Genomic DNA, 24622 nt, shown 5'->3' with positions numbered 1-24622 from the left:
TGAGGCCTTTCTAAGAATGACGGCCCGCAGGAAGTTACCGGTGAGGTCACGCATGGCGAAGCATCGTAAGAAGCAGCACTACCGGCGGCTGGTCATTGGGGCTGTCGCCCTCGGCGCGGTGGGCGTACCGTCCGTCGCCATGGCCTGTGGCGACTGGGGGAACGACGGCGGGCCCCAGGCCGGCGGGGTCGGGAACTACACGGCCCAGAACTGGCAGTACCACGCACACCACGATCACCACCGGAAGAGCCACTGGAATCACCACTGGCGAGGCGGCGAGAGCAGCGCGCCCACTGCGGTGCCGTCGAAGACTCCGGCCGCCTCCGCGACCCCCCACAAGGCCGCCAGGCCGAAGCCCGAGCCCAAGCCCACCGCGACGCACAGCACCCCCAGGCCGACCACCTCCGTGGCTCCCACCCCGCCGCCGAGCACCCCGAAGCCGACCGCCACGGCCTCCGGGGTCGTCGCTCGCATCGTGGCGCTCGTCAACGCCGAGCGCAGCAAGGTCGGTTGCTCGGCCCTGACCCTGAACTCGACTCTGACGAAGGTGGCACAGGCGCACAGCCAGGACATGGCAGCCCACCAGAACATGTCGCACACCGGGTCGGACGGGTCCTCTCCCGGCGACCGGATCACGAGCGCCGGCTACAACTGGAGCACCTACGGCGAGAACGTCGCCTACGGCTACTCCACTCCCGAGCAGGTGATGGCGGGCTGGATGTCCAGCCCCGGCCACCGGGCCAACATCCTCAACTGCTCGTTCAAGGAGATAGGCGTCGGCCTGGCACAGCCCAACAGCTACTGGACCCAGGACTTCGGGACCGCCCGCTAGCCGGCGGACGACAGGCCTTCGGCCGCCCCTCACGCACCGCTCGGGCGGGTGCGGTGCCGGGGGCGGCCGGAGAGCTTTCGGTACGCGACACCGAGCACCGCGGCCTGGAACAGGGCACCCACGACGATCCCGGTCGCGGGCAGGGGCTCCGGCAGCATCAGGAACAGCCAGGACGTCGGCGCCGTGACCACGAACAGCAACAGGCCGGCGAAGCTCGCGTCCTGGTGCTCGACGAAGTGCGCGTCCACCTCGACATAGGCCAGGACGCCGACCACCAGCGCCAGATAGCCCAGTGCCGCCGGGTTGAGCAGGTAGTGGCGCACCTTCGCGGCGAGGGAACGCGGCGAACCGTCCATGTCGAAGAACCTCCTGAGATCGCTTCCTGCTTTCAACGATCCCGGAGGACGGCGAGGCAAGCCTGAGTAGCCGTAATCACGTTCGCACGGGCGGCTACCCAGGACTTCAGCGAGCGGCGGTCTCCTCGGCGACCGTGCGCGCCGCGGCCGCTTCGCCCGGGGCGGTCTGGATGACCTTGGCGGCCGGCTGGTCGGGCGCGCCGTCGGCGGGGGCCGCGGACTGCGCGACCCCGTCGTCCTTCATGGCCTTGGCCTCGCTCTTGAGGATGCGCATCGACTTGCCGAGCCCGCGAGCGGCCTCGGGCAGCTTCTTCGAGCCGAACAGCACGATGACGACGATCGCCACGATCAGCAGGTGCCAGGGTTCCAGTCCGTTGCGCAGCATCCCACCCACCCCTTCTCCACGCCGGACACCGGTGCGCGCCGGACGGCCGCACCTGTTGCCATGATTGCTACATTGCGCAACTGTACAACGGCTATATCCGCACCGGGACTTCAGGTCATTTGTCGGAGTCGGGCTTGGTGCGTGCCGCCGCGTAGGCCTGGGCCGGTGTCATGGGGACGCCGTTGAGCTCCACCGTCTTGTAGGGGCTGACCTTGGCGCAGGTTTTGGCCTGGTCGGCGGTCTGGGCGTGGGCGTTGGAGACGGCCGCCTTGGTGTCCGCGGGTGCGGAGGCGCCGCCGGGGTAGGTGGTGCCGCTGGGCCAGTCGCTGCCGATGATCAGGGTCAGGCCGGGGCCGGTGCCCTTCTTCAGGTGCGAGGCGGACAGGCCCAGCGCCTTCGCGGCCGTCTGCGCCTCCCCCTTGTGGCCGGTGCCGTAGGCCAGGGTGGTGGTGGTCGCGGGGCTGGGCGCGTTGGCGGTGGTGGTGTCCGGGCTGAAGCCCTGGCCGGTCAGCGCCGTCGCGACGGCGGAGGCACGGCCGGTGACCGCGGTGCCGTTCTCCACCGTCACCGCGATCCGGGACCTGGGCACGGCCGGGGCCTTCGCGGTCGCCGAGGCCGCCGCCGACTTCCTGCCCGAGCCGGTGGTCAGGGACTGGTCGTTCGCGATGGTCGCGAACAGCGTCCTGGCGCCCGCACCCACCACCACACGGTTGCTGTCGTTCGGGTCGCTGCCGGTCTGCATCGTCGTGAAGGTCATCCGCTTGGTGGGGACCTTGTTCAGATCCGCCGCCAGCGCGATCAGCTTCTTCACCGTGCCCAGCCCGTCGTCCACGGTCAGCGCCTTGGTGGCCGCGTCGGCGAGGTCGTAGACCGCGGCGGGATCGGTGAGCGTGCCCGCGCTCTTGAACTTGCGGATCATCGCACTGAGGAAGATGTGCTGCGAGACGGTGCGCCCCAGATCGCTGCCGTCACCGAAACCATGCCGGGAACGCACGAACTCCAAAGCCGCCACCCCCTTGAGCGTGTGACCGCCCTTGGACAGCTTCAGATGCGAGTACGTGTCGTAGACGTCGTCACTGACACACACGGAGACACCGCCGACCGCATCCGACATCTTCACCACACCCGAGAAGTCCAGCTTCACGAAATGGTCGATGGGAATCCCGGTGAGCTGGTGGACGGTGGCCACCTGGCAGGCCGGACCGTACTGCAGCGCACTGTTGATCTGCCCGTAGTAACCCGCCGTCGACCGACCCGTCGCACGGTCCTTGCACGCCGGAACCCGGGTCATCGTGTCCCGCGGGATACTCATCACCGTCGCGTTCGAACGGTCCGCGGATATGTGCACCACCATCTGCACATCCGCGTTGCTGCCCGTCTGCACCCCGGTCCGCGAACAACCGCCACCCAGCTTGCAGTCCGCCTTGCTCGTCCGCCCGTCCGACCCCATCACCAGGATGTTGATCGGCGTACGGCCGAACGCATCGGCCTTCTCCGTACCGCCCTTGCCGTCCAGCGACACACTCTGGATGTTGCCGTTCAGATGCTGGTAGAACCACCAACCCACGCCGGCGGTGCCGAGTACCAGGAGCGACAGGCACACCGCGGCGATCTTCAGTACCCGCTTGCCGCGCCCTGCACGGGCTCGGCGCCGCGATCGCACACCGGCACGTGAACGAGAGGCGGCCCGGCCTCCCGGGCGCGGTCCGTCGGGCTCGCCCGTACGCGGACCGGGCACCCGGGCGCTGCGGTCGCGCGTGGCCTGGCCGCCCGGGCCGTCCCAGGGGTCGCTCATCTACCCACTCCCATGAACGGTCGGGCTCGGCAGGCCGGGCCGTCGGGTGTGCGGCCGGGCAAGCGCGGCGGTATTCGGGCAGGCGGGAAGCGGTGGCTCCACCTGAATTGCGTGATTGCGCAATCTAACAAACCCGTGGCCCGAACAGCACGGATCCTGTGGGAATTCACAGGTGAGGGATCTCATGGAACCGGGGAGCGGGTCCCGGTGGGCTCAGACGTCGACCCCTTGCAGCTGCCGTACGGAAGCGGACGCGTGCTGCGAGCGAGCGGTGAGCTGTCCGACCAGCACCCGCACGACGGTCACGATGTCGGGGTCGTCGATGTAGTAGACCTGCCGGCGACCCTCACGGCGGGACCTGACGAGCCCGGCGAGCTTCAGCTTGGCCAGGTGCTGGCTGACCGCGGGCAGCGCACCGCCCACCCGGTCGGCGAGGTGCGTCACATCGCACTCGCCCTGCGCCAGCGCCCACATCAGGTGCAGCCGGGCCGACGAGGCGAGCAGCGCGAAGGTCGCGGCCGCCGCCGCCAGCACCTCGGCCGACGGGTCCTCGAAGCCGCCGTTCTCCGCCACAGTCCTCTCCTGCCCCCGCCCACTTCACCGTTCACGCACACGCGGGCACCCAGTGTAGGGGTCCGCCCAGGGTTCTCCCTGGGCGGACGAGGACTGCGTGTGCGGTTATTCGATGAGGACCGCGTGTGCGGTCACTTGATGTAGACCAGGCCGTCCGTGGTGACGGTCGGACGGCCGCTGGTGCCGACCACGACGATCTTCACGGTGTGCTTGGCGCTGCTGGACCAGGTCTTGGTCCAGATGGCCTGGCGGTACTGGGTGGTGGTGGACTTCAGGTCGATCGTGGCGGTCTTCGTGCCGTCCACGTAGACGTACGCCTGCCCGGAGGTGGAGGCGCGGGAGACCACCCAGGCGGCGGAGCGGCCGGTGAAGGTCCAGGTGAGGGCGGCGCCCTTGGAGCCGCTGGAGTACGACTTGCCGCCCAGGTAGCTGGTGGACGAACGGGTCGTCCAGCTGCCGGACTTGGTGGCGGAGGTCTCCTGCAGGATCACCGGGGTGAAGGGGGGCGAGGAGGTGCGGTAGTTGCCGGCGTAGTCGTAGGCGCGCATCGACCAGGTGGCGGCGGTGCCGGACGCGGCCGTGCGGTTGGAGCTGGTGGTGGTCGGGCCGAAGGTGGCCGTCGTCGGGGACAGCAGGTCCACCCGGCGCAGTGCGGCGTCGTCGGTGGCCTTCCAGCCGAGGGTGACCGGGACCGCGCCGGTGCTGACCGTGCCGGTGCGCAGGGAGAGCTTCGGGGCGGTGGTGAAGGTCGGTGCGGTCGTCTCGGCCACGACCTTCAGCGCGGCGCTCGTCGTGGACTTTCCGGACTGGTGGACGGCCCGGACGGCGACGGTGTGCGTGCCCGCGGCCAGTGTGGCGCCGGCCGAGGTCGCGTCACCGGACACGCCGGCGGCGGGCGCGCCGTCGACCAGCAGCTCGAACTTGGAGATGAGCGAGCCCGGCGTGGTGGTCGTCCAGTGCAGCGTGACGGCGCCCTTGGTGTAGTAGGTCGAGCCGGAGAAGCCCGCCTTGTCGACCGAAGTGACCTTCAGGCCCTGTACCGGGCCGGCCGCCCAGGAGCGGATGGTGGGCAGCTGGGCGTAGAGGGAGCTGCCCGGGCACTCGGTGTTGTAGCCGTCGCGGTGCCCGGAGATCCGCTGGAAGGCGTACGTGCTGCCCGCGGTGAACTTCGTGCCGAAGTAGTTGGTCTGGGTGGCGCCGGCGGTCAGCTGGGCGGTCCCGTCGGGGTCGAGGCCGTACTGGCCGAGCTTCCACGCGGCCACGCGGGCGATCGAGGCCAGCGCGGCGTCGGTGGCGCCGGTGGTGGTGTAGTCGCCGAGCACCGCGATGCCCGCGGCCTCACGGTTCCAGCCGTAGGTGTGGGCACCGAGCACCGGCAGGTCGACACCGCCCTTGCGGCCCTCGAAGACGGTGCCGCACTTGTCGACCAGGAAGTTGTAGCCGATGTCCTTCCAGCCGTTGACCTGCACGTGGTACGCGTAGATGCTCCGCACGATCGACGCCGAATCGGTGCAGGAGTAGTCGTTGCTGCCGTCCGTGTGGTGGACGAAGACGGCCTTGACGTCCGCGTTGTACTCCGGCGCGTCGGGGCTGATCGACTCGTCGGCGCCCCAGCCGGCGCGGGAGGTGATCGGCGGTTCGGGCACGGTGGACGGCGGCGCCGTCGGAGTGGTGGCCGACGGGCTCGCCGTGGGGGATTCGGACGGGCTCGTCGAGGACGATTCGGTCGGGCTGTCCGAGGGCGATGACGTCTCGGTCGCGAAGGCGGCCGGATGGGCGTCACCGGCACCGGACTTGGTCTCGGCGTCGGTCACCACGCCCGGGTCGACCAGGTTGACCTGCAGGCCCTTCGGCAGCGGGGCGGTGGAGCCGTCCTTGTGGACGACCTGCGCCTGCACGCCGTCGGAGGAGCCGACCCACAGCGGCTCGGACGCGCCGCGGACATCGGCGTCGGGACGCTCCAGCGGATCGACGTTCACCTCGAGGTCACGCCATGCGCTCCAGTCCCCGGTCTCCCGGTCACGGGTGCGCACCTGGGCCGTGCCGTCGAGCCGCTTGGCGGCGCCGGTCCAGGACACACCGAGCATCGAGAACTGCGCGGTGTCGGTGCGGGGCAGCTCCCGCCTGCCGTTCGCGGTGCCCTTCAGCGCGAGGTCGTAGACCTTCACCGGCCGCTTGGCCCGGCCGGCGCCACCCGAGTCGTGGGAGGGGCTGGCCACCGCGTAGGAGACCACTCCCCCACCGCCCAGAACCACCGCACCAAGTGTCAGCCATGCCCGCCGTTTGAGGTTCAACGGTCTGTACGCATGCGCTGTACGACGGCTCACGGAGAGTCCACCCCCACAATCGGCCGGGAACGGCCATAGAAGTAACGTCACGTCAGGCCCGCCTGCCACACAGGCAACCCCTCCCGAAAGCGCATTCCGGTCCGTGATCATCACGGGTGCACGAGATGATGTGAGCCATGCCACACTTCGCCTACCTCGGCGAAATGGTCTTGGCCTGATAGCGCCACAAATGCCCGCGAGTCATGGGCACATGAAGGTCAATGTCATGGTTTGACACCAAGGGCTCAGATGGTGATCGCGAGTTCCTGGTCCGTGAAAGCGCCGTACCACGGGTTGGCGCCACCCCGCAGGCCCGGCGCCTCTCGCGGTCAGGGTGACGTGCCGGCCTTGCTCACGCTGCGTGTGGCGGATCGAAGCTGAGGGATGTTCTTTTTCACCGGGGGCCTTCATCATGTGTCCGCTACGAGCCACTGCGACAGCCGACGCCCCACCAGGAGGCTCCCGTGGTACGCCTGCCCGCCCGCGCGCGAGTCCTCCTGGCCGCCCTCGCTCTGCTGCTCTGCTCGGCGGCACCCGTGTCGGCTGCCGTGCCGCAACGGGGTGCGGACAGCGGGGTCACGCCGGTAGTCCTCGTGCACGGCTACAACGCGGATCCCGGCGTGTGGGGCTCGTTCCGGGCCGATCTGCTCGCCTCCGGATACCGCGAAGGGGACGTGTTCGCCTGGGGGTACGACACCAGTCAGTCCGTCAACGAGACCCTCTCCGGCCGCTTCGCCGCGTACGTCGATCAGGTCCGGGCCCAGACCGGCGCCCGGAAGGTCGACATCGTGGCGCACTCCTTCGGCAGCCTGGTCACCCGTTGGTACGTCAAGTACGGCGGCGGCACCGCGACCGTGGACCACTGGGTGTCGCTGGGCGGCCCCAACCACGGGACCGGCGTCGCCTGGGCCTGCGCGCTGTGGTCCCAGGCGTGCCGGGACATGACGCCCGGGTCGTATGTGCAGACCCGGCTGGCCCAGGGCGACGAGACCCCCGGCGAGGTGCGCTACGGCACCTGGTGGTCGAACTGCGACGAGGTCATCGACCCGGACAGCAGTGTGCTCCTGAACGGGGCCGACAATCACCCGGCCGGCTGCCTGGCCCACAACGACCTGCTCACCGACGACACGGTCTCCCAGCAGGTCCGGTCCTTTCTGCACGGCTAGGCCCTCCCTCCGTCTCAGGCCTGGTCCGCCGGTTCGGCGGTGCCCGGCAGGGCACGGATGGCGGGATGCGACCGGCTGATCGGGCCACTGGCCGGCGTTTCGGCCAACCCCCGTCCTCCTGACTCCTGTTGTGCGGCAAGGGTCGGTGCATCGGGCACGCTCCGCGGCGGGCTCTGTGCCGCGGTTCGGAGCACGGCCGAAACACGTGTGTTCGATATCGGTGCCGGATCGTTGAGCCACGTGACCAGCCGGAGCGACCGTCAGGGGGATCACGTTGACCTCGGCCGACACACGCGATCAGCAGGACGCGGCACCTCCTCCGCCACCGCCGGCGGAGATCAGATACAGCGGGCAGTACTCGGTCAACCCGTTGGCCGAGGTGTCCTTCCGGCGGATGTGCGGGCAGATTCCCGCGGTACTGGCCCGGATCGGACGGTTGTCCTGGCGCACCGACCGGTGTGCGGTGCGGTTGCTGCTCGGCTGCCAGGTGGTGACGGGGGTGTCCGCGGCGGTCCAACTCGCAGCGACGGCCGGGGCGATGGGGTATGTCTTGGGGCCGGGCCCGGTCGGCGGACGGCTGGGCGCGGCCGTGCCGGCGCTGGTGGTCGTGGCCGCCGCTGCCGCGCTCGCCCGGGGTGCGGGCGCGGTGGCGACGTACGCCGAGCGCCGGATCACGCCGCTGCTGACCACGGAGACCGACAGTGCGCTGGTGGAGGCGGTGTGCCGGGTGGAGGCGGCGGCCTACGCGGTCGACGGCTTCACCGACCGGCAGGAGGCGGCGGAGATGGGGGTGATGCGCACCGTTGTGATGGTGGCCGACGCCCAGCGGTTCATGTCCGCGCTCATCCGCATGATCACCGCCAGCGGTGTCCTGTCCGTGCTGAACCCGATGATGCTCCCGCTGCTCCTCCTCGCCGTGCTGCCCGCGGGGATCGGTGCCGTCCTGACGGCCCGGGTGGACTACGAGATCCACTACGCCAACGTGGCCGACCGCAACGCACGCGGAATGATGCGCTGGTGGGCGACGACCGCGAAGTACGGGGACGAGGTCCGCGCCAACTCGATGACGGACTACCTGGTGTTCTGGTATCGGTCGCTGTCCGACCGGTGTGACCGGCGCACCCTCGCCGCGGCCCCGCGTACGCTGCGGATCGCGCTGCTCACCTCACTCGCCGGCGGGGTCTTCCTGGTCACCACCTGGGCGGCGCTGGCCTGGCTCGCGGTGACCGGCCGGATCGCACTCGCGATCGCCGCCACCGCGATCGTCGCCGTCCAGACCACCCTGGCCGCGCTGTCGCAGGTCGTCGTCAACGGCGCCGCCGTCTTCCACACCAGCCTCTACCTCGGCGACATGCAGGCCTTCCTGGACGACGCGGCGGCCCGTGCGCCGCGCCGGGGTGACCGCGCCGTCGCCGGGCCGGTGGAGGAGATCCGGCTCGACGAGGTGGTGTACCAGTACCCCGGCAAGGACACACCGGCCGTGGACGGTGTCTCCCTCACACTGCGCAGGGGGTCGATCCTTGCGATCGTCGGTGTCAACGGCTCGGGGAAGTCGACCCTGACCCGGCTGCTCACCGGGATCTACCTGCCGGACAAGGGCAAGGTCACCTGGAACGGCACGGACCTCGCCCATGCCGACCCCGCGGCCGTGTGGGCGAGGACCGGGCTGGTGCCGCAGATCTTCGCCCAGTGGCCGCTGCGGGTCCGCGAGAACATCACGCTCGGTCAGCCCCGCAGCAACGACGACGGACCCGTGTGGGAGGCCGTCGACGCGGTCGGCATGCGGGCGGCGGTGGAGAACCTCCCGGCCGGCCTGGACACCCTCCTCGCCCGGGAGATCTTCGGCGGGGCGGAACTCTCCGGCGGCCAGTGGCAGCGGCTCGCCTGCAGCCGTGCCCTGTACCGCCGGCCGGAGCTGCTCATCCTCGACGAGCCCACCTCACAGATGGATCCCCGGGGTGAGCACGGCATCTTCGAGCGGATCAGGACCATCGCCGCCGACCGGATCACGGTGGTGGTCACCCATCGGCTGGAGAACACCAAGGTCGCCGACCACATCGTGGTGCTGGACGACGGCCGCATCACCGAGCAGGGTTCCTACGACGACCTGGTCCAAGCGGGCGGCACCTTCGCCGAACTCCTGGCCCTGTCCCACGACCGCTGAGAGGTCAGGGGCGGTCCGCGGCGGCCGGGCGCCAGAGCACCGGCAGGTCCGCGGGCCGTACCCGCACCGTCACCGGCAGCGTGGCCTCCACCTCGCCGTCGGCTCCGTAGGGGACGGGCCGGGTGGCCTCGATGCGGATCTCCTTTCCGCGCAGGACCCTTACTTCGGGACGGTGGACGTGGCCGCCGGTCTTCAGTTCGTTCATCAGGGCGAAGAACAGCCGGCGCGGCGCCTCACGGATCATGACGATGTCCAGCAGTCCGTCGTCGACCCGGGCGCCGGGGGCGATGAGCCGGCCGGAGCCGTAGTAGGGGGAGTTGGCGGCCACGACGGTGTAGCCGCGGTGGTCGTGTTCCTCGCCGTCGACGGTGACGCGGTAGTCCGCCGGCCGCCAGGTGGTCACCGCGCGCAGGCCGCCCGCGTAGTACGAGGCGGACCCGCGCAGCAGCCGGGCCTCGTTGGCGTGCCGGTTGGCCAGCGCGTCGACCCCTGCGTAGACACTGCCGAGGACCACGGTGCGATCGTGCACGGCCGACTCCACCTCGATGGTGTCGACACGGCTGGGCTCGGCGTGCAGGAGGATGTCGGCGAGCTCGGCCGGGTCGGACGGCAGGTTCAGCGCCCGGGCGAAGTCGTTGCCCCGCCCGGCGGGTACGAGGCCCAGGACCGTACCCGTGCCGCTCAGCGCTCCGCCGATGCCACCGGCCATGCCGTCACCGCCGACCGCGAGGACCACCCGGCCCCGCTCCCCGGCCTGCCGGGCGATGTCCTGGGCGTGGGCGAGGCTGTGGCTGTACTCCGTCTCCAGTTCGGCCCCGGCCTCACGGAGCAGTCGGGCCAGGCGGAGCAGCGATGCCGCCCCGGTCGAGTCGCCCGCGGTCGGGTTGACGACGGCGGTGAACTGTCGCATCGGTGGGCCTCCGGGCGATGACGAGAGTGACGGGCTGGGCGGGGTGGATCAGTCGGTGGGCAGCAGGACGCCCGGGTTGAGGAGTCCCTCGGGGTCGAGGCGTCGCTTGACGGCACGCAGGGCCTCGACGGCCAGGGGTCCGGCCTCCCTGACATACCAGTCGCGGTGGTCGGTGCCCACCCCGTGGTGGTGGCTGATGGTGCCCCCGGCGGCGAGCAGGGCGTCGTTGGCGGCGTGCTTGGCGCGCGTCCAGTGCGCGACGGGCTCCTCGCCCTGGGCGCTGACGACCGTGAAGTACAGGGAGGCGCCGTTCTCGTACACGTGGGAGATGTGGCACATCACCAGGGGCGGGGTGCCGGCCTCGGTGAGGGTGTCGGTGAGGGCGGTGCGGACCGCGGTGTACAGGTCGGGGATCCGGGACCAGAAGGCGGCGGTCTCCAGCGTCTCGGCGAAGGCTCCCGCGTCGAGCAGGGAGTCGCGCAGGTACGGCGCGGAGTAGCGGCCGTGGGCCCAGCGTTCGCCCGGTTCGGATCCGACCAGGGTGCCGCCGGCGTCCCGCAGGACGGCCGCCGCCTGCTCACGGCGCTGGGCCGTGTCCTCGGCCGTGCCCTCGTAGCCGGTGATCGCCATGCATCCGGCGTTGCTCTCCAGACCGGCGCCGATGGCGTCCGGCTGGGCGAGGCCGATGAGCGTCTCGGTCTCGTCGGACAGGCGCAGCACGGTCGGCCGCGGTCCGTCCTGGGCGAGCCGGCGCAGGGCCGCCGCTCCCTCCTCGAAGGAGGCGAACCGCCAGCCCTCGTAGACGCGCACCTCGGGCAGCGGACGGATCCGTACGAGAACGGAGGTGATGACGCCGAAGGCTCCCTCGGAGCCGAGGATCAGCTGGCGCAGGTCGGGTCCCGCGGCGGAACGGGGGGCGCGGCCCGCCTCCACGGTTCCCTCGGGGGTGGCGAGGGTGAGGCCGAGCACCATCTCGTCGAAGCGGCCGTATCCGGCGGAGGCCTGTCCGCTGGAGCGGGCGGCGGCGAAGCCGCCGATGGTGGCCCACTCGAAGGACTGCGGGAAGTGGCCGAGGGTGAAGCCCTCTTCGTTGAGCAGGGCCTCGGCCTCGGGGGCGCGCAGACCGGGCTGGAGCACAGCGGTGCGGGAGACCCGGTCCAGGAGCTGCAGGCGGTTCATGCGGCGCAGGTCCAGGGCGACGAACGCGCGCCGCTCGGGGGCGAGTCCGCCGACGACGGAGGTGCCGCCGCCGAAGGGGACGACGGCCAGGCTGTGCGCGGCGCAGGCTCGCAGTACGGCGAGGACTTCGTCGTGGGTCGCGGGCAGCACCACGGCCTGCGGGACGTCGGAGACGTCGCCGGCGCGCAGCCGCAGCAGGTCGGGGGTGGACTTGCCGCGGGTGTGCCGGATGCGGCTCTCGGCGTCCGTGCGGACGTGGTCCTCGCCGCCGACGGCCTGGGCGAGCGCCTTCAGCGCAGCGGGGTCGGCCGTGGGCGCGGGCAGGTCGATGTCCTCCAGGGCGAGCGCCGGCGTGGTGCGCAGTTTGACGCCGAGCAGGTCGCGCAGCAGTCCGGTCACCGAGTCGGGCAGCGGTGCCGACTTGGCCGGGTCGCCCCAGCCGTTCCACAGCATGTCCATCGAAGGGTCGTCCTCACAGATCGGTGTGCTCGGTTCGCGCGGCGGCGTCTCCGCCCGGCCCCCGGGGCGTTACACTGTGACACATGACGCCTATTCGTCACAACGGTGCGGACAGTTCTGGCAACGATCACGTGCTCGACGCGGTGCGCGACTGTGTGCTGGCCGTCGGGGTCCGCCGCACCACCCTCGCCGACGTGGCCCGCCGCGCCGGCGTCTCGCGGATGACGCTGTACCGGCGCTGGCCCGACCTGCGCACGCTGGTGGGCGATCTGATGACCCGTGAGTGGATCGACGTCGCCACCCGCGCGATACCGGAGCCCGCCCCCGGCACCGACACGCGCGGCCGGATCGTGGCGGGTCTGGTGACGGGGGTGGAGGCGTTCCGCGCCCACCCGCTCTTCCGCAAGATCGTCGACGTCGATCCCGAACTGCTGCTCCCCTACGTGCTCGACCGGCGCGGGGCGAGCCAGGAGGCGCTGCTGGAACTGCTGGCCGGCGCACTGCGCGAGGGCCACGCAGACGGATCGGTACGCGCCGCTCACGTCCAGCGGCAGGCGCGGGGCCTGCTGCTGATCGTGCAGTCCTTCGCCCTGTCCCTGCGCACGATGACCGACGAGGACGATCCCGACCTCGACTCCACCGCCCTGCTGGGCGAGCTGCGCACCCTTCTGGAGAGGACCCTGACGCCATGAGCCACCACGAGGCCGTACGAGGCTCGTCCCTCAGCGCGGGTCGACGGACCCGGGAACTGGCCGAGGCCAGCGACGGCAGGGTCGCCGACGTCCTGGTCGTCGGGCTCGGCGCCACGGGGGCCGGAGCCGCCCTGGACGCGGCCGCCCGCGGTCTCGACGTCGTCGCGGTCGACGCTCACGACCTGGCCTTCGGCACCTCCCGCTGGAGTTCCAAGCTCATCCACGGCGGGCTGCGCTACCTGGCCTCCGCGCAGTTCGACGTCGCCCACGAGAGCGCGGTCGAACGCGGGGTCCTGATGACCCGCACCGCCCCGCATCTGGTCGCCGCCCAGCCGTTCGTGCTGCCACTCACCCCGTTGGTGTCGCGGGCTCAGGCCTCGCTGGCCTGGGCCGGGTTCCGGGCCGGTGACATGCTGCGGCTGGCCGCCCGGACCCCACGGCAGGTGCTGCCCGCCCCGCGCCGGCTGTCGGCGACGGAGGCCCGGCACCTGGCGCCGTCGGTGCGCGCGGCCGACCTGCGCGGCGGACTGCTGTCCTGGGACGGGAAAGTCACCGACGACGCCCGGCTGGTGACCGCGCTGGCGCGCACCGCCGCCGCGCGGGGCGCCCGGGTGCTCACCCGGGTCAGGGTGCTTGAGTCGACCGGGACCGGCGCCCGCATCCGCGACGAACTCACCGGTGAGGAGGGCGAGATCCGCGCCCGCGCCGTGATCAACGCCACCGGCGTGTGGGCGGGTGACCTGGTCGAGGGGATACGGATCCGGCCCTCCCGCGGCACCCACCTGGTCCTGCGCTCGGAGCGGCTCGGCGCGCTGCCGGCCGGCCTGCACATCCCGATCCCCGGCGAGACCAACCGCTTCGTCCTGGTGCTGCCCCAGGGGGACGGCCGGGTCTACGTCGGACTCACCGACGAGCCCGTCGACGGCCCGGTCCCCGACGTGCCGGAGGTCCCCGAGACCGACATCGGCTTCCTGCTCGACGTGCTCGGGTCCGTACTGGACACGCCGGTACACCGGGACGAGGTCGTCGGCGCCTTCGCCGGGCTGCGCCCCCTGCTGGACACGAGCGGGCACGACGGCCCGGGTGACGCACCCACCCGTACCTCCGACATCTCCCGCCGGCACGCGGTGCTGACCTCGCCCGACGGGGTGACCACCATCGTGGGCGGGAAGCTCACCACCTACCGCCGGATGGCGCAGGACGCCGTGGACGCCGCGGTCGAGGCCCGTGGCCTGCCCTTGCGCCCCTCCCCCACCGCCACCCTGCCGCTGGTCGGCGCCACCGCACCGGACCGGCTGCGCGCCGTGGCCGCGCCCCGCCGCCTGGTCCGCCGCTACGGCACCGAGGCCCCGGCCGTCCACGCCCTCATGGAACGGGACCCGGCCCTGGCCGAGCCGGTGCTGCCGGGGTATCCGGTCACGCGGGCCGAACTCGTCTGGGCCGCCCGGCACGAGGGCGCACTCGACGCGGCGGACCTCCTGGACCGGCGCACCCGGATCGGCGTGGTCCCCGAGGACCGCGCCGAGGCGCTCGCGATCGCCGGGGAGGTCCTGGCCCGGGCCGGCACCCCGGCCTGACCAAGGTCAGGTGAGTGAGCCGGTGTTGACCGGATCGCCGGAGCGCGGCCGGGGAACGGTGCCGCTCGGCGGCGGCACCTCGCCCCGCTCCACCCAGGCCGTCAGCGCGGTGAAGGCGGCGCGGTAGCAGGGCAGGATCGGCCGCAGCCGGTCCGGGAAGGTGTCGTAGAGGCTGTCGACGTGGGTGCCGCCCTCGATCCGGTAGTACCGGTGCAGCCCGGACCTGCCCTGCTCGGCGATCATCCGCGCGTAGACGTCCGACTGGACGGCGATGGGCAGCAGCGCGTCCAGGGTTCCGTGCAGCGTGAACATCGGTCGGCCGATGCGGCCGGTGAGCGAGATCCGGGCGACGGCGTCATGGACGGGGCGGGGCCGTGCGGCGTAGTCGTACGCGGCGTCGGAGGGGCAGGGGGCGAGGATCTCCTCGGGGGTCGTACCGGCCGAGGCGCCGGGGCAGGCGGGGTCGTGGCCGGGGTCGAACTCGGCGCGGTAGATTTTCTGGGTCAGGCCCCAGTACACCTTCTCGTGATACGGCCACAGGAACTCCGACCCGCGTGCGAAGCCGGCCGCGTACATGTCCTCGTCGTCGGCCCGGCCCAGTTGGCGGGCGACGGCGGTGGGCAGGAAGGTGAGCAGGTTCGGGCCCTCGGGCCGCCACAGCGGGCCCTCCCAGTCGACGCCGCCGTCGTACAGCTCGGGATGGTTCTCCAGCTGCCAGCGGGTGAGATAGCCGCTGTTGGAGATCCCGGTCATGTACGTGCGGCGCGGGGCGTGTCCGTAGTGCTGTGCCACCACGGCCTTGGCGGCCCGGGTCAGCTGGGTCGTGCGCCGGTTCCACTCGGCGACGGCGTCGCCGGGACGAACGCCGTCGGTGTAGAAGTCCGGTCCGCAGTTGCCCTTGTCGGTGGCGGCGAAGGCATAGCCCTGGGCCAGCACCCAGTCGGAGACGAGGGTGTCCATCGAGTACTGCCGGCGGACGCCGGGAGCGCCGGTGACGACCAGCTTGCCGTTCCAGTGCTCGGGCAGCCGGACGACGAACTGGGCGTCGTGGTTCCAGCCGTGCGTGGTGTTCAGGTGCGAGGAGCCGGGGAAGTAGCCGTCGATCTGCCATCCGGGCACACCGGAGGGGTTGTGGGTGCCCCGGGCGGCGAGTCCGGCCCAGTCCGCCGGGTCGGTGTAGGGCGTGCCGGTCAGGGCACTGGTCGTCAGGTCGTCGTGGCGGGAGACCAGCTGCCGTTCGGCACCGGGGACCGTGATCCGGCGCCGGCGGGTGGACCCGGCGTCGGCTCGGGCGGCGGCCGCGGGCGTGACCGCCGATGCCGCCAGCAGGGCGGCGGACAGGAGAGTGGTTCGTCGACTGGGGCGCATGACGCACATCGTTGGCCTGCTGCGCCGGGTCGGCCATGGAGGGAGCCCACACTCCCGTGACGTCCGTAGTAGAGCCGACGAACATGATGCGACGGGCGTCTCCGGCGTGCGGGCCGTCGGTGCCTGCGGCACGCTACGGGGAGAGGCAGAGAAGGGACAGAGCGTGGCCGAGGGTGGCAGGCCGCTCCCGCCGTCCGGCCAGGCAGAAGAGACGACGACGGACATGAGCACGAGCCGGAGTCGCAGCCGGACGGGGATCGGTGTCCGGGAAACGGGACCTTCAGGAGTGATGCGACATGACCCTCGAACCAGACCCCGCGTCCGCGTCACCTCCTCCACCGGTTCGGCCCTGGGCCGTCGACGACCTGCCGGCCCTGGACCCCGATCCCTTCCTGGACGAGGTGCTCCGCGACGAGCCGATCACCCGGATCAGCCTGCCGCACGGCTCCGGGCACGCCTGGCTGGTCACGCGGTACGAGGACGTCCGCTTCGTCACGTCCGATCCGCGCTTCTCCCGTGAAGAGGTCGTCGGCAGCTCGGTGACGAGGATGGCACCGCAGGCCGTGGCCTCGCAGACGGCGGGCCTGCAGTACATCGACCCGCCCCGGCACACCCGGCTGCGCAGGGTCGTGGCCAGGGCATTCACCGGCAAGGGCATGGCCAGGCTGCGCCCGCCGGCGGAGCGCACCGCCCACCGGATGCTCGACGGGATGGAGCAGGCCGGCCCTCCGGGCGATCTGATGGAGCATCTGCACACGCCCTTCCCGATCGCCGTGGTCTGCTTCTTCCTCGGCGCGGACGAGGACGACTGGCACGAGTGGGCCGGGAACTCCGAAGCGCTCCTGTCCAAGGCGTCGGACGACGGCGAACGCAATCAGGCGGCGCGCCGGACCACGTACAGCCGCGTGGTCGACCTGCTCGAACGCCGCCGCACCGAACCCCGCGACGACCTGGCGGGAGTGCTGGCCCACGCCGCCCATGCCGGTGAGATCACCGACGAGGAGGCGATCTCGCTGGCCATGGCCGTCTACGTCAGCGGCGGTCACGCGGTGCGCAACAACAGCGGCTCGATGATGTACGCGCTGCTGACCCATCCGGAGCAGCTCGACCGGCTGCGCCGCACACCCGAACTGCTGCCCGAGGCCGTGGAGGAGCTGTTCCGTTTCGTCCCGCACCGCAACGGTGTCGGGATTCCCCGCATCGCCACCGAGGACGTGGAGATCGGCGGCCATCTCATCCGCAAGGGCGAGGCCGTGTACAACGCCTATGTCGCCGCGAACCGCGATCCCTCGGTCTTCCCCGAACCGGACGTGCTGGACCTCGGCCGGGACGGTGCCGGGCACCTGGCCTTCGGGCACGGCCCCCACTTCTGCCTGGCGGCCCTGATGGCCCGCATGGAGGCCGAGGTCATGATCAAGGCCGTGCTCGACCGCTTCCCCGGCATCCGGCTCGCCGTACCCGCCGACGAGGTCGAGTTCCAGCGCGAGGGACTCCTCCGCGGTCCGAGGGCCCTGCCGGTCACCTGGTAGCGCGCAGGCGGTCGGGCCCGATGCCGAGGTGGTGGACGAGGATCCAGGTGTGGCTGCGCTCGCACGACCCGGAGCTGGCCGCCACGCGCAGGGCGGCCCGCACCGCCCTGGTCATGCCGGCGCTGTTCGCGCTGTGCACGCAGGTGTTCCACTCGTCGGCGATGGCGACCTTCGCGGCGTTCGGCTCCTTCTCGATGCTGCTGCTGGTCGAGTTCACCGGACCGATGGTGCAGCGGCTGCGCGCCCATGTGGGCCTCGCGGTGGCCTGGTTGCTGCTCATCTGTCTGGGCACGCTCGCGGCCCGCGAGAGCTGGGTCGCGGTCACCGCCACCGTCGTGGTCGGCTTCGTGGTGCTGTTCTCGGGAGTGGTCAGCTCCGTGCTCGCCGGCGCCTCGACCGCGCTGCTCCTCGCCTTCGTGCTGCCGGTGACCACGCCCGCGCCACTGTCGCAGTTGCCCGAGCGGCTCGCCGGCGCGGCCCTCGCCTCGGCCGCCGCCCTGCTCGCCGTCCCGCTGCTGTGGCCGCGCCCCACCGCGGACCCGCTGAGCGCGCCCGCCGCCCTGGTGTGCCGGGCGGCCGCGGCCCAGCTGCGCACCGACGCGTCCCACCTGGCGGCCGAGACCGACGCACCCGGCGTGCGCACCTGCCGGGATGCCGCCGACGAGACCGCCGTCGCCACGGCCGATCTGCGCACCGCGTTCGACGGCACCCCCTACCGGCCCACCGGGCTGTCCGCCGGCTCGCGTGCCCTGGTACGGCTGGTCGACGAACTGACCTGGCTCAGCACGATCGTGGCGGACAGCGCTCCCCCGCCGGGCGGCCACCCGGTCTGCGATCCGCAGGCCCTGGTGGTGCGACAGGCAGCCGCGTCCGTGCTGGAGCGGACCGCCGATCTGCTGGACGCACCGCGCGGCTCCCCCGACGCGCTGCGCGCGGAGACGGCACGGCTGCGCGCGGCCATGGACCGGATGGAGCGCAGCGCCACCGCACTGCTGCCGGTCCACCTGCCCGGTCCGAGTACGGAGCCGGGGGTCCGCGCCTTCCTCGAGAGCCTGGACATGTCGTTCCGCGCCCAGGAACTGGGATTCGCGACCCTGCAGATCGCGGGCAACGTGGATCTGGCGGCAGCGGCGGAACGACGCAGCTGGCCGGAGCGCCTCCTCGGCCTCGAACCCGGCGGTCCCGGCCGGCCGCTGACCGCGGCGTGCGAGCGGGCCGTCGCCCACCTGCGGCCCAACTCGGTGTGGCTGCACAACAGTCTCCGGGGCGCGGTCGGTCTGGGCATCGCGGTCACCCTGGCGCTGCAGACGGGCGTGCAGCACTCGTTCTGGGTGCTGCTCGGCACCCTGTCGGTGCTGCGCTCGAACGCCCTCAGCACCGGGCAGAACGCGATCCGCGCACTCGGCGGAACGATCGCCGGCTCCGTCATCGGCGCCGGGCTGCTGCAGCTCATCGGTCATCACGGCACCGTGCTGTGGTTCCTGCTGCCCGTCGCCGTGCTGATCGCCGGCATCGCCCCGGCCGCCGTGTCGTTCGCCGCCGGTCAGGCGGCCTTCACCATCACGCTGGTGATCCTGTTCAACATCAACCAGAACCCCGACTGGCACATCGTGCTGCTGCGGGTCCAGGACATCGGGATCGGGTGCGCCGTCAGCGTGCTGGTCGGGCTGTTCTTCTGGCCACGCGGTGCAGCGGCCGCCGTGGACCGGGCGCTGGCCGAGGCGTACACCGGCAGCGCCCGCTATCTGGCCGGGGCCGTCGAGTACGCCGTGGGCCGGTGCGGTGTCCGGCCCACGGCAGCGGACGCTCCGCTGGAGGAGGGCCGCGAGGCGGCGGCCGCGGCGCGCAGGCTCGACGACGCCTTCCGCAGCTTCCTGGCCGAACGCGGCGCGAAACCCGTCTCCCTGGCGGACCTGACGACCCTGGTCACCGGCATCGTGGGCCTGCGGCTCGCTGCGGACGCGGTGCTCGGGCTGTGGCAGCGCGCGAGCGAGCGGCACGCGGGCACGGACCGCGCCGAGGCACGCCTGGTGCTGCTGGGTGCCGCGGGCCGGGTGGCCGGCTGGTACCGGGATCTGGCCGTGAGCCTGGCCGGTCGCTCCGCCGTCCGGGATCCGCTGCCGCGCGACCCCGCGGCCGAGGCGAGCCTGGTCGAGTCGGTCCGCCGCGACCTGCGGGACGCCGACGGGCGGGCCTCCGACACGGCCGTACGCGTCATCTGGACCGTCGACCACCTCAACGCGGCCCGGCGCCTCCAGCCGAGCCTGGCCGCCGCGGCCCGGCCCGGTGAGACGGCCTGACCCCCGCTCAGGCGGCCGGGAAGGTGCGCCACACGCGGTCGGTGCTCGGCGGTGCAGCGCCCGCGGCGGCCGGTGCGGCGACCGCGGTGGGGGTGAGGGCGACGGCGGTGGCCGTGACGATGCGCACGATGCGTCCTCCCGGTGCGCGCCTGTGGGGTCCTCCACCGTGGCCGATGGCGCCGTACCCGCTCCATCCGGCGAGCCGGTGCGTCGAGAGCAGGGACAACCCCTCCCCGTGCCCCGGTGCCGGATCAGCCGGAGCGCCGGGCCAGACTCTCCAGGACGGCCACCGCCTGGTGGGCGTGCTCGTACGGCACGAAGAGGTGGTCGTGGTGGAACCCGGCGACCACGTTGCAGCTCAGGCCGGCGTCGGCGAGTTCCCGTGCGACCGCGGCGGTCAGCCCCACCGCCTCCAGTGCCGAGTGGACGCGCAGGGTGATCCAGGCGGCCACGTAGTCGTACGCCAGCCCCGCCGCGTCCGCCTCGTCCAGCCGCGCCACCAGGGTCAGGCCCTCCTGCTCGGCGACCGTGACCACAGGGGTGATGCCCGAGGGCACACCGCCCTCGACGGGGGTGAACACGTAGCGGCCCGGATTCAGCTCCGGACGCATCCCGCTCAGCAGCTTCTGCAGATCTCTCTCGCCGGTCATGATCCCCACGTTACGGAACGTGCGATCAGCGCTGCTCGAAATGGCTCGGTCTGTCGTCGTGGTCGACCAGACGGCCCAGCCGGGCGGCCCGCTCGCGGGGCATGAGGGTCCAGGTGCCGTCGGTGCGGCGGAGGGCCGCCGAGTGCCACGGGGTGGTCCAGGCGTCCGGTGCGTCGAGCAGGCGGATGCCGAACTTGGCGTCGCCGGCGGGCTGTGGGTGGATGGACAGCCGGACGGCACGGGGGTGGTGCTCGGCGATCAGGGCACCCCAGGCGCGGCTGCGCCGGATGACGCCGTAGGCCCGCTGACGGCACTCCCGTTGGAGGGCGGAGCGCGTGCCGGGGAAGTCGGCGGTGTCCTCGACGAGGAAGCGGGTGATGCCGCGGTAGAGGGCACGGGTGGCGTCGTCGGACCGGACCAGGGCGCGCAGGGCCTCGGCCGTCGGGGCGTACCGGTCCTGCACATGGGCGCGCTGCACGTCGTACGGGAGAGCGCCGTGGACGTCCCGGAGGTCGAAGACCGACAGTCTGTCGAGGGCCAGGTCGTGGATGAGGGTGCGCAGTTCGTCGGCGTACGCGTCGATGTGCCCGTCGGGCACCCGGACGAGATCGCCGAAGACATGGCCGTCGGAACAGATGACCACCCGGGCGCCGGGCGGGTGGATCCGCTCGATCTCGGTGCACAGGGTGTTCAGGAAGCGCAGGGACAGCCGCTCCGCCTGGTCGGGCAGGTGGCCGAGGACCTTGGCCGGGTTGGGTGACTTGCAGGGGAAGCCGGGCAGGGTGAACTCGACGGGTGCGCCGTCGCGTACGAAGCCGGCGATCCGGCGCCGCTGGTGCGCGAACGCATCGGCGGGGGCGGGGGCGCGGTCGGTGGTGCGGTGGTGGGGCAGCAGCAGGTTCAGGATGTCGGTGCTGATGCGCGTGGGCGAGGCGGTCGTCAGCAACATGTCGCTCCTTGGGAGGGGAGGTCTCGGTCAGCGGCGTCGGTCGTAGCCGACGGGCAGGTGGTGGGTGCCGCGGCCGAGGACGGCCGGGATCCAGGCGAGGTCCTCGTCGGCGACGGCCAGGTGCAGGCCGGGCAGCCGGGCGAGCAGCGTGCCGAGGGCGATCCGGAGTTCGGCGCGGGCGAGGGCGGCGCCGGGGCAGAAGTGGATGCCGTGGCCGAAGGCGAGGTGGGGGTTGGGGCTGCGGTCGAGGTCGAGGGTGTCGGGGGCGGGGAAGCGGCGCGGGTCGCGGTTGGCGGCGCACAGGGAGACGATCACGGAGTCGCCGGCCGGGATCGTGGTGCCGTGCAGGTCGCTGTCCCGGTCGAAGAAGCGCCAGGTGGTCAGCTCGAAGGCGCTGTCGTGGCGCAGGAGTTCCTCGACCGCGCGGGGCAGCAGGTCCGGGGTGTCGCGCAGACGGGCGAGCTGGTCCGGGTGGCGGAACAGGGCGATCAGGGCGGTGGTGATCTGGTTGGTGACCGGTTCCTGGCCGGCCACCAGAAGCTGGAAGATCATGGAGTCCAGCTCCTCCTGGGACAGTTCGTCCCGGTCACGGGCCGCGACGAGGCGGCTGAGCAGGTCGTCGTCCTCGTGGTCGCGCTTGTGGGCGACGACGTCGGCGATGTAGCTCTGCAGGCCGTGCAGCCGGGCCTCGTACGCGGGCCGTCCCGGATCGGTGGGTCCGACCGGCCGGACGACCTTGCCCCAGTCGCGGTCGAAGCGGTCCGCCAACTCCTTCGGGAGACCGATGACTTCGGCGAGGACCTGGAAGGGGAAGGGTGCGGCGAAGGCGCTGACGAGGTCTGCGGGGCCGGTCTCGGGCAGCGCGGCCACGAGTGCGTCGGCCAGTTCCTGGAACCGGGGGCGCAGGCTCTCGATGCGGCGCGGAGTGAAGGCGTCGGTGAGGAAGCGCCGCATACGCGTGTGTTTCGGCGGGTCCTGGTGCAGGAGATGGACCTGGAGCCGAGAGTGCTGCGGCTCGGGCATGATCGAGGCGCGGGCGCGCCAGCGGTCGTTGCCGCGGTCGTGGCTCTTGCCGAGCCGGTCGTCGGCGAGGGCGGCGTGGGCGGCGTCGTAGCCGGTCACCAGCCAGGCCTGTACGCCGCTGGGGAAGAGGACGGGGTGGACCGGGCCGGCCTCGCGCATCCGCTCGTAGAGGGGGTAGGGGTTGCTCTTGTAGGGGCAGCCCATCAGTGGGACCGGGTCGGGCAGTGTCGTCATGGGGGTTCCTCAGAGGGCGAGTTCGGGGCGGTAGTGGTCCAGCCAGAGGGCGAGGTCGACGACGCGTTCGAGGCGCAGTCGGTGGCCCCACTCCAGCCGGTCGGGCGGTGTGTCCAGGCAGGGCTTGAGGCGGGTCTCGTCGGTGAGGGCGCGGACCTGCTCGGCGGCGAGGGCGTCGCGGGCCAGCTGCTGCAGGCCGCGGTTGTAGTCGGGGTGGTGGGTGGCCGGGTAGTGGTTCTTGGGGCGGTGGAGCACCGAGTCCGGGGCCAGCCCGGCTCCCGCGGCGCGCAGCAGGCTCTTCTCCCTGCCGTCGTGGCTCTTCAGGGCCCAGGGGGTGGTGAAGGCGTACTCGACGAGCCGGTGGTCGCAGTACGGCACCCGCACCTCCAGACCCTGTGCCATGCTCAACCGGTCCTTGCGGTGCAGGAGTTGGCGCAACCAGCGGGTCAGGGACAGGTGCTGCAGCTCGCGCTGCCGGTGCTCGGCGGGGGTCTCGCCTTCCAGGTGGGGTACGGCGGCCAGGGCGGTGCGATAGGTGTCGTCGCGGAACTCGGCGATGTGCAGGTCGAGTTCGGGGTTGAGTGGCATCGCGGCCTCGTCGCCCGTCACCAGCAGCCAGGGGAAGGTGCCGGCGGCCAGCGCCTTGGGGCTGTGGAACCAGGGGTAGCCGCCGAAGACCTCGTCGGCGGCCTCACCGGACAGGGCGACGGTGGAGTGCTGCCGTATCTCGCCGAACAGCAGATACAGCGAGGTGTCCATGTCGCCGACGCCGATCGGCGAGTCCCGGGCGACGACGACCGCCGTCCGGTGCCCGGGGTCCAGGAGGGAGCGCGGGTCGAGGACGACCGTGCTGTGGTCGGTGCCGATGAAGGCACCCGCTTCGACGGCGTACGGGGTGTCGTGGCCGGTGCGCAGGACGTCGCCGGTGAACTCGACGGCCTGGTCGCTGTAGTCGACCGCGTAGGAGCGGATCCGGGCTTCCGGCCCCTGCCGCGACCGAAGTTCACCGGCGAGCAGGGCGGTCAGGACGGTGGAGTCGAGCCCTCCGGAGAGCAGGCTGCACAGCGGGACGTCTGCCTCCAACTGGCCGTGCGCGGCGGCGCCGACCAGCTCGCGGATCCGCTCGACGGTCGTGTCCCGGTCGTCGGTGTGGGGCCCGGCTTCCAGCTGCCAGTACCGGCGCTCGCGGATACCGTCCCGGTCCAGGACGAGCAGTCCGCCGGGGTCGACCTCCCGCACCCCGGACCACACCGTCGGCCCGGTGTTGAACAGCAGGCTGTACGCCTCCCGCAGCCCGTCCGCGTCGACCCGGGGCCGTATCTCCGGGTGGGCGAAGAGGGCCTTCGGTTCGGAGGCGAAGGCCAGGCCACCGTCGACGGCGGCCCAGTGGAGGGGCTTGACGCCGAGCCGGTCCCGCACCAGCAGCAGCCGCTGCTCGCGCTCGTCCCACACGGCGAACGCGAACATGCCCTCCAGGTGCTCGGCCACCGCCTCGCCCCATTCGGCGTAGGCGCGCAGCACCACCTCGGTGTCACTGCGGGTGCGGAAGACATGTCCCCTGCGGCGCAACTCGGCACGCAGGCGGTGGTGGTTGTAGACCTCGCCGCTGTAACTGAGCACGATCGTCGGCTCGTCGGGTCGGTCGGCCATCGGCTGTACGCCGCCCTCGATGTCGATCACGGCCAGCCGCCGGTGGCCGATGGCGGCGCGCTCGCCGAGCCAGACACCTCCGGCGTCGGGGCCGCGCGGGGCGAGAGTGGCGGTCATGGCCTCGATGACCGGGGTCTGTGTGCGGGCGTCGCTGTGGAAGGACACCCAGCCGGTGATTCCGCACATGGGAACGGCTCCTGGGTCAGGGGGAGATGGGATCGGTGGGCTTCTCGGGGACGGCTGCGGGGCGTCGGCCGGGCACGGCGAGCGGGGGAACGACTCCTGGGTCAGGGAGAGACGGGATCGATGGCCTTCTCGGGGACGACGGCGGGACGTCGGCCGGTCAGGGGAGGCGGAGGAACGACTCCTGGGTCAGGGACAGGCGGGGTCAGTGGTCTTTTCACGGACGGCGGCGGGGCGCCGGCCGGGCACGGCGAGCATGGGTCGGCTCCTGGCCAGGGAGAGCCCAGGTGGGTGGTCTTCTCGGGGGGCGGCAGTCCGCCT

19 protein-coding genes are annotated in these 24622 nt (G+C 72.1%); 7 read left to right on the top strand and 12 right to left on the bottom strand.

Features of this window, described 5'->3' with window-relative positions; all coding sequences use genetic code 11:
• Positions 1–52 precede the first annotated feature (52 nt).
• On the top strand, positions 53–832 hold the full coding sequence (locus tag ACIF83_RS24240; RefSeq protein ID WP_393484958.1) for a CAP domain-containing protein: 780 nt from the start codon (positions 53–55) through the stop codon (positions 830–832).
• 29 nt (positions 833–861) lie between these two features.
• On the opposite strand, the gene ACIF83_RS24235 is transcribed toward ACIF83_RS24240, so the two are convergent.
• The 5 genes from ACIF83_RS24235 to ACIF83_RS24215 form a co-directional block, all read right to left on the bottom strand.
• Positions 862–1188, bottom strand: a complete 327-nt coding sequence (locus ACIF83_RS24235) for an SCO4225 family membrane protein (RefSeq protein ID WP_399729844.1) — start codon at positions 1186–1188, stop codon at positions 862–864.
• 106 nt (positions 1189–1294) lie between these two features.
• Entirely contained in the window at positions 1295–1573 is a 279-nt protein-coding gene (gene tatA, locus ACIF83_RS24230; protein WP_393484960.1) for a Sec-independent protein translocase subunit TatA, read from the bottom strand.
• 115 nt (positions 1574–1688) lie between these two features.
• Positions 1689–3368 (bottom strand): LCP family protein, encoded by a 1680-nt coding sequence (locus ACIF83_RS24225; protein WP_399729841.1) that lies wholly within the window; start codon positions 3366–3368, stop codon positions 1689–1691.
• 213 nt (positions 3369–3581) lie between these two features.
• On the bottom strand, positions 3582–3941 hold the full coding sequence (locus ACIF83_RS24220; RefSeq protein WP_393484238.1) for an ArsR/SmtB family transcription factor: 360 nt from the start codon (positions 3939–3941) through the stop codon (positions 3582–3584).
• Positions 3942–4072: 131 nt separating this feature from the next.
• Complete coding sequence (locus tag ACIF83_RS24215; RefSeq protein ID WP_399729837.1) at positions 4073–6196, bottom strand: peptidoglycan recognition protein; 2124 nt, start codon at positions 6194–6196, stop codon at positions 4073–4075.
• A 536-nt stretch (positions 6197–6732) separates the two neighbouring features.
• Between ACIF83_RS24215 and ACIF83_RS24210 the strand changes: the two genes are divergently transcribed.
• Positions 6733–7434, top strand: a complete 702-nt coding sequence (locus ACIF83_RS24210; RefSeq protein ID WP_393484232.1) for an esterase/lipase family protein — start codon at positions 6733–6735, stop codon at positions 7432–7434.
• Positions 7435–7708: 274 nt separating this feature from the next.
• Positions 7709–9598 carry an ATP-binding cassette domain-containing protein gene (locus tag ACIF83_RS24205; protein ID WP_399729834.1) on the top strand — a complete coding sequence of 630 codons (1890 nt, stop codon included), beginning with the start codon at positions 7709–7711 and terminating at the stop codon, positions 9596–9598.
• A gap of 4 nt (positions 9599–9602) precedes the next feature.
• On the opposite strand, the gene ACIF83_RS24200 is transcribed toward ACIF83_RS24205, so the two are convergent.
• Positions 9603–10508: a YegS/Rv2252/BmrU family lipid kinase gene (locus tag ACIF83_RS24200; protein WP_393484226.1), complete on the bottom strand. Its 906-nt coding sequence runs from the start codon at positions 10506–10508 to the stop codon at positions 9603–9605.
• Between the two features lie 48 nt (positions 10509–10556).
• Entirely contained in the window at positions 10557–12146 is a 1590-nt protein-coding gene (locus ACIF83_RS24195) for an FAD-binding oxidoreductase (protein ID WP_399729830.1), read from the bottom strand.
• Positions 12147–12229: 83 nt separating this feature from the next.
• Between ACIF83_RS24195 and ACIF83_RS24190 the strand changes: the two genes are divergently transcribed.
• Both ACIF83_RS24190 and ACIF83_RS24185 read left to right on the top strand, forming a co-directional pair.
• Entirely contained in the window at positions 12230–12838 is a 609-nt protein-coding gene (locus ACIF83_RS24190) for a TetR/AcrR family transcriptional regulator (protein ID WP_393484220.1), read from the top strand.
• Positions 12835–14415, top strand: a complete 1581-nt coding sequence (locus tag ACIF83_RS24185) for a glycerol-3-phosphate dehydrogenase/oxidase (RefSeq protein ID WP_399729827.1) — start codon at positions 12835–12837, stop codon at positions 14413–14415. The genes ACIF83_RS24190 and ACIF83_RS24185 overlap by 4 nt, the downstream gene beginning before the upstream one ends.
• A 6-nt stretch (positions 14416–14421) precedes the next feature.
• Here the strand turns inward: ACIF83_RS24185 and ACIF83_RS24180 are convergent, their stop codons facing one another.
• Positions 14422–15783, bottom strand: coding sequence for a tannase/feruloyl esterase family alpha/beta hydrolase (locus tag ACIF83_RS24180; protein ID WP_399729824.1), 1362 nt, complete (start codon positions 15781–15783; stop codon positions 14422–14424).
• Between the two features lie 296 nt (positions 15784–16079).
• On the opposite strand from ACIF83_RS24180, the gene ACIF83_RS24175 reads away from it, so the two are divergent.
• Together ACIF83_RS24175 and ACIF83_RS24170 are read left to right on the top strand one after the other, a co-directional pair.
• On the top strand, positions 16080–17312 hold the full coding sequence (locus ACIF83_RS24175) for a cytochrome P450 (protein ID WP_399729821.1): 1233 nt from the start codon (positions 16080–16082) through the stop codon (positions 17310–17312).
• Between the two features lie 20 nt (positions 17313–17332).
• Positions 17333–19612, top strand: coding sequence for an FUSC family protein (locus ACIF83_RS24170; RefSeq protein ID WP_393484208.1), 2280 nt, complete (start codon positions 17333–17335; stop codon positions 19610–19612).
• A gap of 251 nt (positions 19613–19863) precedes the next feature.
• Here ACIF83_RS24170 and ACIF83_RS24165 read toward each other — a convergent pair whose 3' ends face one another.
• The 4 genes from ACIF83_RS24165 to asnB are packed head-to-tail and all read right to left on the bottom strand — an operon-like array spanning position 19864 to position 24304.
• The gene (locus tag ACIF83_RS24165) at positions 19864–20262 is read right to left on the bottom strand and encodes an ACT domain-containing protein (protein ID WP_393484205.1); all 399 of its coding nucleotides are present in this window, start codon (positions 20260–20262) and stop codon (positions 19864–19866) included.
• Positions 20263–20287: 25 nt separating this feature from the next.
• The gene (locus ACIF83_RS24160; protein WP_398141175.1) at positions 20288–21211 is read right to left on the bottom strand and encodes an L-tyrosine/L-tryptophan isonitrile synthase family protein; all 924 of its coding nucleotides are present in this window, start codon (positions 21209–21211) and stop codon (positions 20288–20290) included.
• Between the two features lie 27 nt (positions 21212–21238).
• Entirely contained in the window at positions 21239–22468 is a 1230-nt protein-coding gene (locus tag ACIF83_RS24155; RefSeq protein WP_399729816.1) for a cytochrome P450, read from the bottom strand.
• Positions 22469–22477: 9 nt separating this feature from the next.
• The gene (gene asnB, locus ACIF83_RS24150) at positions 22478–24304 is read right to left on the bottom strand and encodes an asparagine synthase (glutamine-hydrolyzing) (RefSeq protein WP_399729813.1); all 1827 of its coding nucleotides are present in this window, start codon (positions 24302–24304) and stop codon (positions 22478–22480) included.
• Positions 24305–24622: the final 318 nt, after the last annotated feature.

This window comes from Streptomyces sp. NPDC085866 (genome assembly GCF_044541035.1).
GTDB lineage: Bacteria > Actinomycetota > Actinomycetes > Streptomycetales > Streptomycetaceae > Streptomyces.
The sequence above is the reverse complement of the archived record's forward strand: the minus strand, read 5'-3'. Positions and strand labels throughout refer to the sequence as shown.

Coding starts and splice junctions, on each gene's coding strand:
- ACIF83_RS24185 (WP_399729827.1), top strand. CDS start 12,835: ATGAGCCACCACGAGGCCGTACGAGGCTCGTCCCTCAGCGCGGGTCGA.
- ACIF83_RS24155 (WP_399729816.1), bottom strand. CDS start 22,468: ATGACGACACTGCCCGACCCGGTCCCACTGATGGGCTGCCCCTACAAG.
- tatA (WP_393484960.1), bottom strand. CDS start 1,573: ATGCTGCGCAACGGACTGGAACCCTGGCACCTGCTGATCGTGGCGATC.
- ACIF83_RS24225 (WP_399729841.1), bottom strand. CDS start 3,368: ATGAGCGACCCCTGGGACGGCCCGGGCGGCCAGGCCACGCGCGACCGC.
- ACIF83_RS24200 (WP_393484226.1), bottom strand. CDS start 10,508: ATGCGACAGTTCACCGCCGTCGTCAACCCGACCGCGGGCGACTCGACC.
- asnB (WP_399729813.1), bottom strand. CDS start 24,304: ATGTGCGGAATCACCGGCTGGGTGTCCTTCCACAGCGACGCCCGCACA.
- ACIF83_RS24235 (WP_399729844.1), bottom strand. CDS start 1,188: ATGGACGGTTCGCCGCGTTCCCTCGCCGCGAAGGTGCGCCACTACCTG.
- ACIF83_RS24195 (WP_399729830.1), bottom strand. CDS start 12,146: ATGGACATGCTGTGGAACGGCTGGGGCGACCCGGCCAAGTCGGCACCG.
- ACIF83_RS24190 (WP_393484220.1), top strand. CDS start 12,230: ATGACGCCTATTCGTCACAACGGTGCGGACAGTTCTGGCAACGATCAC.
- ACIF83_RS24165 (WP_393484205.1), bottom strand. CDS start 20,262: ATGACCGGCGAGAGAGATCTGCAGAAGCTGCTGAGCGGGATGCGTCCG.
- ACIF83_RS24170 (WP_393484208.1), top strand. CDS start 17,333: ATGCCGAGGTGGTGGACGAGGATCCAGGTGTGGCTGCGCTCGCACGAC.
- ACIF83_RS24240 (WP_393484958.1), top strand. CDS start 53: ATGGCGAAGCATCGTAAGAAGCAGCACTACCGGCGGCTGGTCATTGGG.
- ACIF83_RS24160 (WP_398141175.1), bottom strand. CDS start 21,211: ATGTTGCTGACGACCGCCTCGCCCACGCGCATCAGCACCGACATCCTG.
- ACIF83_RS24180 (WP_399729824.1), bottom strand. CDS start 15,783: ATGCGCCCCAGTCGACGAACCACTCTCCTGTCCGCCGCCCTGCTGGCG.
- ACIF83_RS24175 (WP_399729821.1), top strand. CDS start 16,080: ATGACCCTCGAACCAGACCCCGCGTCCGCGTCACCTCCTCCACCGGTT.